Below are 12648 nucleotides of genomic sequence, written 5' to 3' on the forward strand. Positions count from 1 at the left end.
GACCACCAAAAGGCAGCCTCAAAACTCAATCCTATTCCCCACTCCACGCTCCACCGCTTTTTCATACAAATACTTCGCAACTATAATATCTACTACTGCTAAACCAACTGATTTGAAAACAGTAATCTCTTCATCGTTCTCCCTACCAGGTTTTTCTCCACTTATAATTTGACCAAGTTCGGCGTGAATGCCGGTTTCCTTGAATAGACCTTCTTTTATCGGAACTTGGAGATCGCCTGTTTCTTCTAGCGCTGCTTCTTTTGATTCGACTATTACTTTATTTGCGGTAGCGATGGCGTGAGATGGTAGTTCTTGCATGCTCGGTCTGAATGAGCCGACGGCGTTTATGTGGACGCCTTTTTGTAGTTGTTCTGAGAAGACTGGTGTGGATGCGTTCGTTGTTGTGACGATGATGTCTGCTTCGCTTATTGCTTCATCTGGATTTGTGTAAACGTAAGCCGGTTTGTTGAATGTCTCTTGTATATATTGTGCGAATGCATAGGCTTTTTCTTCCGTTCGGTTGTATAGGATGATTTTTTCAATATCCCTAACAGCAAGTACAGCTTCAGCAATACCTTTCGCCTGTTCACCTGTTCCGATGATGCATAAGTTTTTTGCGTTATGACGAGCTAAATGTTTTGTCGCTACTCCTGATAAGGCGCCTGTTCGGATCATCGTTAAGTATGATCCTTCTAAAAGTGCGAGCGGTTCTCCCGTTTGAAAGTCTGATAGCATAACGATCCCGTTTATCGTTTTCTTTCCTATCTTTTTATTATGAGGAGCTACCGTTACTACTTTTAAACCGAGTGCCTCAAGTCCTTCCGCTACTGAAGGCATAATTAATGCGGTATTTTGCTCGTTCGCAAATGGTAATGAGGCGCGAATTGGTGTAATCGTTCTTTCTGCAGAAAACTCTTTTAAAGCAAGCGCCGCATATTCAATAACTTCGTTCATATTTACTAAGTTTCTTTGTTCGTTCGCGCTTATAACTAGCATATTTGTTCACCTCCTCCTTTTATCCTAACAAAAACCCCCGCTTCAAAACATCTCTCGGATCTACAACAAACTGATGAAATCCTGTAATAAATGCTTGCCCCGTCACTTTCGGAACGACTGCTTCATATTTATCGACCGCTGTTACGGATAATACTTCTCCCTCAAATTGGCCGTCAGTGATGCATTCGTGGATGAATGTTTCTCCCTTTTGTAAGGCATCTTTTTCAAAAAGGGTCGCGATTCTTGCGGAAGTTCCTGTGCCGCAAGGAGAACGGTCTACTTGCCCGTCAGCGAAGATCGTTACATTTCGTAAAGTGGCATCTTTTCCTTTCGGTTCATCTGAGAAAATAACGCCGTATATTCCTTTTAAATCTTCTTCAAGTGGATGTCTTACTTCCATTTGACTTTCAATATAATGTTTAATTTTTCCGCCCCACGTTTGAATAGCAGATAAATCTTTGAAATCGACTTTCAAACCAAATTCTTTACTATCTACAACTGCGTAAAATGCTCCGCCAAACGCAATATCTACTTGAAATTCATAGTTATCTATTTTGATAGGAACATCTTTTTTGTATACAAATGAAGGAACGTTTTCGAACGATACCGACTCTACTTCATTCCCGTTATACTTTGCATACGCAATAACTTCCCCAGCAGGGCTATCAATAATGAATTTTTGTTTTTCGCCTGTCACTTCAAACATTCCAGTTTCAATTCCAACTGTAATGACAGCGATAATGCCGTGTCCACACATCGTACTCCAGCCTTCATTGTGCATAAATAACACGCCAAAATCAGCATGAGGACTTGCAGGCGGAGTAATAATACAACCGTACATTCCGTGATGTCCTCTCGGTTCATACATCAGAACTTCGCGAAGATGATCCAAATGTTCCATACAGTATGCGCGTCTTTCAAGTTGCGTTTCTCCCTTTATCTCTGGCACCCCGCCCGTAATGATTCGAAGTGGTTCTCCAGCTACATGCGCATCGATTGTTGTGTATATTTTACTAATCTTCATTTCTATCTCTCCCCTATATGTTGATACTATTTTCATTGCAAGTACTATGCCAAAGTACAGATCGTTAATTTCTTTACACTTTTTCTGAAAAATGTAAAGAATTTTATATCCCACTGTCTACTTTTTTATACAGTAGACAGTGGGATATTATTAACCTCCAATCACCCACACACTCACCAAACCCCAACCAAAAAAATCCCCCGAAACCTCGGGGGACCCATTAAACCCTCACCGCCACCACATCCGGCACTTGCTTAGCAATCTCCTCACCAATTTTTATACTAGCCGTTGCCGCCGGAGATGGCGCATTGCAAATATGTAAAGAATTTATGCCAGGGATAATGCAGAAGTCATCAACCATATTTCCGTTTGATAAAATAGCTTGCGCCCTTACACCTGCATGTGTTGGTACGATATCTTTCTCTGTAAGTTCTGGTATTAAGCGCTGTAAGCTTTTTAAGAATGATTGTTTACTAAATGAACGTACCATCTCTTTTATGCCTTCTTTCATATTTGGCATCGCCATTTTCCAAAATCCTGTGTATGTCATTGTTTCCATGAAGTCTTTTATGTTGAAGTCTGTTTTCGTATAGCCTTCGCGTTTGAAGCTTAATACTGCATTTGGTCCTGCATGTACGTCTCCGTTTATCATTCTTGTAAAATGAACACCTAAAAACGGAAATTCTGGATTTGGAACTGGATAGATTAAATGTTGTACAAGATGGCGTTTTTCTGGGACAAGTTCGTAATATTCACCACGAAACGGAACAATTTTCATATCCGTTAATATTCCTGTCTTTTTCGCAATACGATCACTATGTAATCCAGCGCAGTTAATAAGAAATTTTGTTTTGAATACGCCTTTATTCGTCTCAATTGTTACGACATCTTTTTTCTCAACAATCCGCTCTGCCGCTGTTCCTAAATGTACTTCCCCGCCGCTTTCCTGAATCAAACGTGCAAATGCATAACTTACTCCTTTATAATCAGCAATCCCGCAAGAAGGAACACGAATTGCGCCAAGTCCTTTTACATGAGGCTCAACTTCGGCTAATTCTTCCTGACTAATTTTAGAAATCTGTAAATCGTTTTGTAAGCCTCTCTCATATAAGTTATGTAAAAGAGGAAGTTCTTCTCTTTCTGTAGCGACAATTACTTTCCCGCACATGTCATAAGCGATGTCATTTTCTTTACAAAATTGAACCATAGCTGCATTTCCTTCTTTGGCAAACTTTGCTTTATAGCTCCCTGGTTTATAATAAATTCCAGAATGAATTACTCCGCTATTATGTCCAGTTTGATGATGTGCAAGTTCCTTTTCTTTTTCAATGATCGCGATTTTCGCACGAGGGAATTTTTTCGTTAAAGCCATTCCAGTTGATAGTCCAACAATTCCTCCGCCAATAATTATAAAGTCATACATCCTACTTCCCCCTTAATATGATGAAAGGCAGGCCTTTTTTAAGACCCGCCATACAAACTTATTTAGAAAAACAACCTCGCTGACGCATTAGTTCTCTATATAAATCTTTATTTTTCTCAAATGCAGCTCTTCCGTGCATCCAAAATAAGTTATTTAAAAGAACTAAATCACCAACTGGTAATTTTAATGCATGCGTTGCTGGTGAGTTTTCAACAGAATACGATAAATCTTTCAGATAGTTTGCTTGTTCAATATTATCCGGATAAGCGAACTGATCAATAAAGCAAATACAAGGTGCGTTATTTACATCAAAAAATGTTTCACGATAGACGATTTCTTGCGAATTTTTACTCGGTGGTGCTTTATACGTAACCTTAACAGATGCGAGCGAATGATCTCTAAACTTCTGCAGATCTTCCCAATCGTCTAAATGTAGTAAACGAGATTCTCCCCCTACTGCATTTTGCTCTTCAATTTTCATCATAAGAAGCCAATCTGTCGGTTCATCAACAAATGTACCGTCTGTATGAAGTGTGAATAAACGGTACGCTTGGCGAAGATAAGAATCACTACTATCCGTATCTTTCACATTAAATCTCGCATAGTACGTTCCTGTCATCGCATCAAAATTCGGCGTCCCGATTAAATGTGTTAATGCCGTTGCAAATTTCACATAGTCTGCTGGATCTGATGTTTCACCTTGCACCCCAATTGTAAATCCGCCTGTTTCACGATCATGAATAATGCCGCGGATGTTATCCATAAATGATTGCCCAAAAATCTTTCTCATTCCATCCGCAAGATTAAATCGAGAATACGGAATGTATTGTAATGATTGCTCTGAATGCTCTTTTACCTCTTCAAAAAACTGTTTAAGCAATTGCTGATTTAATAAAATATGATATAAACGTTTATGCCCTGGATGAGGAACAATCTCATATCCCTCATATTTCTTTGCAAATTTCATCTTCGTACTTTGTTCTGTAATAATCGACATTTCAATTCCTCCTAAATTTAAATATGAAGAACTTATTGACGCTTTTTACAGACAGTTATCCTTATCTTCTTATGCCGAGATACGGTCTTACTGCCCTAACATCGAAAAAGCCAGTCATACGCATCCACGACATAAAACCGTGAAAACGTACAACTGGCTAATAATTACGAGTGTTCTTTAATCTCTTAAAGTACAATAATAATAGACAGTTTATATGAAAATATGTGTAAAACAGGAAAGCAAGATCGGATATAGAGAAGGCTAATTTCTCGTATGGATCTTATTAATTAAATAATAATTCAAAATATTCTAACTGTCAATTTATTTTTTCTTATTTTCTCTACACTGGTTCACGGCTTTTTGGGGTACAGACAAACATCCATCAACTTAAGATTTTGAAGTATCCCCAAAACGAAAATTTCATCTTTTCATAGTTGTCCATAGAAATTTAGTTCATTTTTTTCACTTTGGGGAAAAAATGGATTTCTTAACTTGATAGCGATGTGGCGGTACCCTATTGCCATCAACCTATTTTATGATTTTCGTTTCTATTTACTTATATTTTCATTGTTACTGAACTCTACTTCATTAGAAGTTTGTTTATATCCAAGGTTGCCTCGTGTGAAAATAAGAATAAGCAAAGCAACAATTCCCAATCCTATCACTACAAATAAATCCGAATTCTTTAAAACAGGGTTGGTGGAATGAGTTTGCACCAAGCTAAACGTATTTACACTCGCATGAACTAGCATGACAATAAATAAGTTACCGTGATGACAGTTATAGACCCAAGTGAGAATGATTGAGATCGGCAAACACAGCAAAATAAAAATCGGCAAATGAAAATATAGGAGAGAAAGATCAGAACCTGGTCCACCTCTTTGTGCAGCAGTTAAGAAATGTGGAAGATGCCAAAAAGCCCACAAAACGTTAAGTAGTAATGATGCTTTCAATGGCCCAAACTTCGATTGTAATCTTGGTAGCGCAAAACCACGCCATCCAATTTCCTCAGGTAACGGTCCACCGAGAAAGAAAATAGCTACAAAAGAGATGAGATAGGTCACATAAAATTTAGAAGTAAGGCCATCGAGGGTAGGTATCCCTCCATTTAAAATTATCATCCCCAGAAACATTGCAGCAGGGATAACGATGAGAGTAAACAAGTACCACTTCAAACCGACTTTAATAGATATGATGCTTTTTCTAACTTTTTTCCATGACTCTTTGCCTTCAAGAGTTCGAAACATGATATACGCTGCTAACATAGGGCCTACAAATGCATTGGCAACAAAGAAAATATCAAACGCTTTTGTTTTAGGAAAAATACCCCATTGGGATAAGATAAATGGAATTAATACAACCCACGAGAATAAATATGCCATTACAAAAAATGAAGTTAACGGATAGGATTCCAAATACCCTCTCAGACCTGTTGATGAGTTTTTTGATTTTGTTAAATACTTCAACATAATCACCTCTTCAATTATAAAATACTGCGATATGTGCTAATTCTACATGTTTTCATAAAGAACCTTTTTAATGTAATAAAGTTAAGGTTTTTGTAAGAAAGGAGCGATACGTTACCAAAGAAATGTAGAAATTTCTATAACAGTTTCCTTCATTTCTTTGTCTACCTTGAGTGCTACCCCATGCCCATCAACTTAAGAATTCGGAATTACCCCAGAACGAAATTTTAGCTTGATGGATGTGTGGCGATACCCCTACAAACTTTACACATTTTACAAATCCCTTTACTTTCCGCACATCCTCTTTTTTTCTCCCCTTGTTTTACAACTTGAACTTCACTTATTTTTTTCATGTTCCTTTCCTCCTCAATATAAAAAGCCAGTCGTATTCCTTAAAAGGAAATACAACTGGCTCTTGTTTATGGACATAAATGCGATAAACTAGACAGTTATTATGGAGTTGTTTCCTCGTACTCACCTTGAGGCTGTTCATCATTTAAATAACCTACATATTGGCGATGCAAATCTTTTACCGCACTAACAATAGCATTTTGCGCTTTTCCTTGATAATGATCTGTAATATCTTGAACGATTTCTTCAATACCATCTCGCAAACTATGTCCTCTCAAAATTTGAGCGACGAAGTCTCTACCGTGCTCTGTCGCAAGCGTACATGACGCTTCAATAATGACATGGTATTTATGATCTGCCTCAATTGTAATTGTTAATGTTTCATACAAACTGCGAACAGCCATCCCTTTCGGAAGTCTCGAATGTCCCGCCATAAAAAAAGTCCCTTTACGCATATTTCATCCTCCGTTACTATGTTTTTTATCCCGAATTAACGGGCAGTAAGACTCCCACCTCAAAATTCGGCGAATGCGAGGGAGTTAGGTGGGAGATCCACTGCCCGTAAAAGCCTGATTGGTTCAACTAATAGTCAGAGGGGGATAGACAAAACCCCCTCTGATTATTAGTTTCACTTTATCGCTTATACTTGATCTACGTATACTGTCTTTATTCTCGTATAAAATTCTTTAGCCGCTTTTCCTTGTTCACGCGGTCCAGCACTAGAGTTTTTCATTCCGCCAAACGGAACTTGTGGTTCTGCTCCTGCAGTTTCTGAATTCACATGAACCATTCCAACTTCCATATCATCAATAAACCTTTGCGACAAACTTAAATTATTTGTACAAATAGATGCGCTTAGCCCATATTCTGTATCATTCGCTAAAGAAACGGCTTCCTCATAACTTTTCACTTTAAATAAACATATTACAGGCCCGAAAATCTCTTCTTTTGCAATGCGTGCATCTTGATCTACATTTTCAAAAATGGTCGGTAAAACATAACACCCTCGCTGCAATTCTGCTTCTTTCGGCACGCTGCCTCCATAAAGTAAAGAAGCCTCGTGTTTTCCTACTTCAATCATCGATAAAACAGATTGCTGCTGTCCCTTTGAAACGCATGGGCCCATAAATGTATCTGGTTCTAGCGGATTCCCAACTGTAAGAGCCTCGGTGCTCCGCAAAAGTTGATCGCGAAACGCTTCATAAATTTCCTCTTCTACGATTACTCTACTTGTTGCGGTACACTTTTGCCCTGTTGACATAAATGCACCCTTTATCGCAATATTTACCGCCTTTTCAATATCGGCATCCTTTAATACAACTAACGGATTTTTCCCGCCCATTTCTAATTGTACTTTTTTCCGAGTTTCAACGGCTGCTTTTTGAATGATGTTTCCAACGTGATTAGAACCAGTAAAGGATACCGCTTGTATATCCGGATTTCCCGTTAATTCTGCTCCAACTTCAGACCCTTTGCCGAATACACAGTTTATAACGCCTGCTGGAATACCTGCCTCATGAAAAGCATTTACAAGATGGTACACTGATTTTGGCGTAACTTCAGCCGGCTTAATGACAATCGTATTTCCGTAAATAAGTGCCGGCGCCATTTTCCACGCTGGAATCGCAATTGGAAAGTTCCACGGCGTAATTAATCCAACTGGCCCTACTGCCACTCGTTTACTGTAAAGCATTGTACTTTCATTAGCAGACGGAATGAGCTCACCTATCGGCTGATTTGCTTCCCCTGCATAATATTCAAGAATGCTAATAGCACGCTTCGTCTCTCCTATTCCTTCAGCAATCGTCTTTCCCTCTTCGTTCGTTACATCTTGCCCAATTTCATTTACCTTTTCTTTCAAAATAGCTGCCGCTTTCCATAAATAACTTGCTCTTTCTTGAAACGATAACCGTTGCCATTTTTGAAAAGCTTCTTTCGCTGATGCGATGGCTACTCGTGTATCTTCTACTGAACTAAACGGGAATTCACCTAGCACTTCCCCGTTATGCGGATTATAATTTTTAACGTATGCATTCGTGGAAGGTTCTTTCCACTCACCGTTTATATAATTGAAAAACCTCATTCCCCTGCCCCCACCATTTTTTTATTTTGATAGTTTCGCAATAGCAGCTTCAATAATAGTAAGCCCTTCTTCAAGTTGTTCATCTGTTATAACAAGGGGCGGCAAGAAGCGAAGTACATTACTATAAATACCAGCGCTTATTGTAATGACTCCTTTACTATGCGTTTCCTTCATAATCGCTTTAACCTCTTCCGTTGCTGGCTCTTTCGTTTCTTTATCCTTCACAAGCTCAATTGCTGTCATAGCGCCAATCCCTCTAACATCACCAACTACTTCATATTTATCTTTCCAACTATTAAATACTTCCATCATACGTTCACCAATTTCTATCGCACGCTTTACTAAATTCTCTTCTTCTATTACATCTAAAACAGCTAATGCAGCGGCGCAAGCGACTGGACTTCCTGAAAAAGTACCACCAAGTTGACCTGGGCCAGATGCATCCATCAATTCCGCTCTTCCTGTTATTGCGCTCAGCGGCATGCCGGCAGCGATTGATTTTGAAAATGTCATTAAATCAGGAGCTACACCGAAATGATCCATTGCAAATAAGCTACCCGTACGAGCGAAACCTGTTTGAATTTCATCCGCAATCATAACAATTCCATATTTATCGCAAATATTTCGGACGCCTCGCATGAACGTAGTCGTCGGAACGATAAATCCACCTTCTCCTTGAAGCGGTTCCAAAATAATCGCAGCAATATTATCACTTGCCACTTCCTCTAACATAAAACGTTCAAAGTACGCTAAAATTTGCGCGTCTACTTCTTCTTGCGTCAGTCCTTCGTCAGCACGGTAATAATACGGATATGGCAATTTGTATACTTCTGGTGCGAACGGTCCAAATCCGTGCTTGTACGGTTTCACTTTACTTGTAAGTGACATCGTCATAAGTGTGCGCCCATGATAAGCGCGCTCAAACGAAACGATAGCGCTTCTTCCAGTTGCTTTTCTAGCAATCTTCACCGCATTTTCTACTGCTTCAGCTCCGCTATTAGCGAACATCGTTTTTTTCTTAAAATCTCCTGGCGTTAATTCATTCAGTCTTTCAGCTAATGCAATATAACTTTCATACGGCGCTACGTGAAAACAACTATGAATAGAAGATTCCACTTGATCTTGAATCGCCTTCACTACTTTCGGATGACAATGCCCAACGTTTTGCATACCAATTCCGCCCGCAAAGTCGATTAGTTCATTGCCATCTACATCTGTAATAATTGCGCCTTTTGCTGATTGCACATACAGCTCTGTAATATTGTAAGGCCCTTCTGGCACTGCATTTTTTCTTCTTTCATGTAATATGCTAGATTTTGTAGTTGTAATATCTTTCTTCTCTTTCAACATGGAACATACCCCTTTTCTTATTCTTTCTCTAAACTAACTTCCGCATCTTGTATAATCGTAAAATCATTCAACTTTTGCTTATCTAACTTTCTAACTCTTAGAAAATAACTTATTATTACTAGGGTAGTAGCTAGTAATGTCATGTAAAATTGCATACGCATATCTTCTATAAACGCTTGTGAAGCAAATATCGTAATAATCATCAAAAGCGTTGCATATGTGAGATAAGGGAATAACCACATTTTCACTTTTAGCTTTCCAGCCCCTTCTCTTTCCCTTTCTCGTCTTAACCGAATATGTGAAACTGCAACGAACATATACATAAGCATCGTTACACCACCTGAACTATTCGCTAAAAACGCAAACAGTTTATCTGGAGATATAAATTTCAACATCGCGCAAATAAATGCAAATACGATACTTGCAAATATCGCTATAACCGGTGTCCCTCTACTATTTAACCGTGAGAAACTAGCCGGAGCATCACCTTTTTTAGCAAGTGAAAATAGCATACGTGAACTCGTATATATACCTGAGTTCATAACGGAAAGTAACGATAGAAATACAACACCATTCATAATTTCTGCGGCTGCAGGTATTCCTGCCATATTGAATAAACTTGCATACGGAAGTTTTAATAACTCCTTATCCGTCCACGGAATAAACATAACTAAAATCGTTACCGACCCGACAAAGAAAAGCATAAGGCGCCATACTACACTATTAATAGCTCGTATAACATTTTTCTCTGGATTCTCAGATTCCCCGGCTGCAATAGCGGCCACTTCACTCCCTGATAACGAGAAAGAAATAAACACTACGCTCAGTAATACAGGGACAATCCCATTTGGAAAGAAGCCTCCATTTTCCGTAATAATAGCAAGACTCGGTCTCTCCACTCCTGGAACAAGTCCAAAAAACATCGAAACTCCTAAAATTAAAAACGCAACAATCGCTACAACTTTAATAAACGCTAACCAATATTCAAACTCTCCGTACAATTTTACTGAATATACATTCGTCATTGTCATTAAAAGAATCATACATAAACTCGCAATCCATGCTGGAACCGAAGGAAACCAATTGTTAATCATCACACCTAAAAGCACTGCTTCAATTGCGATAATAATGACCCAATTAAACCAATATAACCAACCGATCGTATACCCTGCCCACGGTCCAATTGCTTTATTCGCATAAGTCGCGAAAGAACCGCTATCAGGATTTTCCGCTGCCATCTCTCCTAACATCCGCATCACGAGCACAACCATTAAAGCGCCGATAATATAGGACAAAATCGCTGCTGGCCCCGACGCTTGAATAATCGTTCCACTTCCTACAAACAAACCTCCACCGATAACCCCGCCGATCGAAATCATTGTTATATGCCTAGTTTTTAAATCCTTTTGTAACTCCTTTTTCGCTTTAGCCAAACCATTCACCAGCCCCTCCATTAGCGTGGACACGCACTATATTCCATTACCCCTTGGACTTGATAGTGCTTTCTTTAAATCTCCCCCTGCTTTAAAAAAAATAAAAAGAGCCAGAAAAACAATGTACACATTTACATTGGATTTTACTGTCTCTATCCTTATGGCTCGTCCTCCTGCTAAGGAAGCTCAAGTGGAAAGAAGCTCCGCTATTAAATTGAACAAAAGTAACTTCGGGCTTACAGAGAGGCTAATCACTGTCATCCGATAATAAGTTAATCATAATACAAATAAACTGAATATTCAATGTTCATTTTTGATAAAGTGAAACTTTAATCAGTGGGGGTTTTGTTCATCCCCCACTGATTATCAGCCCTCACCAATCGGGCTTTTACGGGCAGTTGATCTCCCACCTAACTCCCTTGCTCTACAGCCGAATTTTGAGGTGGGAGTCTTACTGCCCGTTAATGCGGGATAAATTTTCTTAATAAAAAAAGAAAATTACCCGCAGACGAAACATATACTGTTCAAAAGCAAAAAAGGAAGTGGTCTCATGTACTACGGAACAAAAGGCTGGTACGTAGCTGAATTAAAAAAATTAGGTGTTCGTTATCATGAAGGACGAAAACTAGAAAGTTACCGCGGACACGTCTTACGCACTTTATTAACCGAACAGCAAGAGAAAATAAAAGAAAAGTAATTTACTAGTAAAATGATATCGACCGATTCACTTAATATATCAACGATTTTTCAAATATATCGACCACAACTCGGAATATATCGACTTATCGACAAATCCCATCAAACTCACCCTCTATTCTGCCAACCAATTACACATCACACTAAGATAATGCAAACCCCAAAAAGGTCACCCAATCATTAAATTTAGATAATAATTTATAGGATAGTTAGTCCATTATGAGGGCTGATTATCCTTTTTTATTTACATATTGTAGAATTCCGTTTTTCCCCTCCAAATGTAACAATTTATGAGTATAAGAATATTTTCCAACTTTTAATGTAATATAAAATTAGTAAGGAGCTTATTTTATGAAAAGATGTTAACTAAAAAAGAGTTAGAAGTGGTTATTTGAAGAAATCAATATTATCGTTTTTATTGGCTACATTCTGTCTAAATATTGTAGGATGTTCTAATGATATGGCTACACTAAGGGATAAGCCTAAACCTTCAACACCTGTGAAGGTTAAATGTATCAATAAAGCGTGGTACAAAAAACATATGTTATGTAATAGTTTAAAGAAACTTTAAATAGTTGATGATAAAGGGGCATCGGCTTGAAAATGGACCTAGCGTTGTACATCCGCATTTTCCTGACTGTACCCCATGCCCATCAACTTAAGAAAACAAGTTACCCCATTGCTATCAAGCTAAGAAAAGCAAATACCCCCAAACGAAAAAATAAGCCGTTTTCTGTCAAAAATACACGAAATTTTCATCCTGGGGGTGTTATAAAATTCTTAAGTTGATGGGCATGTGGTGAGCCCCCACACCCATCAACTTAAGGGA

Annotated in this window: 10 protein-coding genes and 1 pseudogene; 1 reads left to right on the forward strand and 10 read right to left on the reverse strand. The window is 38.6% G+C overall.

Going from position 1 to position 12648, the window contains the following annotated elements; translation table 11 throughout:
• Nucleotides 1–18: 18 nt before the first annotated feature.
• From VK90_RS01885 to VK90_RS01925, 10 genes are all read right to left on the reverse strand, one after another.
• The gene (locus VK90_RS01885) at nucleotides 19–996 is read right to left on the reverse strand and encodes an ornithine cyclodeaminase family protein (protein WP_048370018.1); all 978 of its coding nucleotides are present in this window, start codon (nucleotides 994–996) and stop codon (nucleotides 19–21) included.
• Between the two features lie 19 nt (nucleotides 997–1015).
• The gene (locus tag VK90_RS01890) at nucleotides 1016–2020 is read right to left on the reverse strand and encodes a proline racemase family protein (protein WP_048370020.1); all 1005 of its coding nucleotides are present in this window, start codon (nucleotides 2018–2020) and stop codon (nucleotides 1016–1018) included.
• Between the two features lie 220 nt (nucleotides 2021–2240).
• Nucleotides 2241–3443: an L-2-hydroxyglutarate oxidase gene (gene lhgO / locus VK90_RS01895; protein ID WP_048370022.1), complete on the reverse strand. Its 1203-nt coding sequence runs from the start codon at nucleotides 3441–3443 to the stop codon at nucleotides 2241–2243.
• A gap of 58 nt (nucleotides 3444–3501) precedes the next feature.
• Nucleotides 3502–4440: a glutarate dioxygenase GlaH gene (glaH, locus tag VK90_RS01900; protein WP_048370023.1), complete on the reverse strand. Its 939-nt coding sequence runs from the start codon at nucleotides 4438–4440 to the stop codon at nucleotides 3502–3504.
• Between the two features lie 548 nt (nucleotides 4441–4988).
• Nucleotides 4989–5909 (reverse strand): CPBP family intramembrane glutamic endopeptidase, encoded by a 921-nt coding sequence (locus VK90_RS01905; protein ID WP_048370025.1) that lies wholly within the window; start codon nucleotides 5907–5909, stop codon nucleotides 4989–4991.
• Between the two features lie 224 nt (nucleotides 5910–6133).
• Nucleotides 6134–6259: a hypothetical protein gene (locus VK90_RS31025; RefSeq protein ID WP_269431807.1), complete on the reverse strand. Its 126-nt coding sequence runs from the start codon at nucleotides 6257–6259 to the stop codon at nucleotides 6134–6136.
• A 99-nt stretch (nucleotides 6260–6358) separates the two neighbouring features.
• On the reverse strand, nucleotides 6359–6712 hold the full coding sequence (locus tag VK90_RS01910) for a DUF3870 domain-containing protein (protein ID WP_048370027.1): 354 nt from the start codon (nucleotides 6710–6712) through the stop codon (nucleotides 6359–6361).
• A 185-nt stretch (nucleotides 6713–6897) separates the two neighbouring features.
• Nucleotides 6898–8340, reverse strand: a complete 1443-nt coding sequence (locus VK90_RS01915; protein WP_048370029.1) for an aldehyde dehydrogenase family protein — start codon at nucleotides 8338–8340, stop codon at nucleotides 6898–6900.
• A 21-nt stretch (nucleotides 8341–8361) separates the two neighbouring features.
• Nucleotides 8362–9690 (reverse strand): 4-aminobutyrate--2-oxoglutarate transaminase, encoded by a 1329-nt coding sequence (gene gabT / locus VK90_RS01920; RefSeq protein WP_048370031.1) that lies wholly within the window; start codon nucleotides 9688–9690, stop codon nucleotides 8362–8364.
• A gap of 17 nt (nucleotides 9691–9707) precedes the next feature.
• A complete protein-coding gene (locus VK90_RS01925) occupies nucleotides 9708–11132 on the reverse strand; it encodes an amino acid permease (RefSeq protein WP_082147740.1) in 1425 nt (474 codons plus the stop codon).
• Between the two features lie 462 nt (nucleotides 11133–11594).
• Between VK90_RS01925 and VK90_RS27485 the strand changes: the two are divergent.
• Nucleotides 11595–11820, forward strand: a pseudogene (locus tag VK90_RS27485) (YflJ family protein).
• Nucleotides 11821–12648: the final 828 nt, after the last annotated feature.

The organism is Bacillus sp. LK2, assembly GCF_001043575.1.
In the GTDB taxonomy this organism is placed as follows: Bacteria; Bacillota; Bacilli; order Bacillales; family Bacillaceae_G; genus Bacillus_A; species Bacillus_A paramycoides.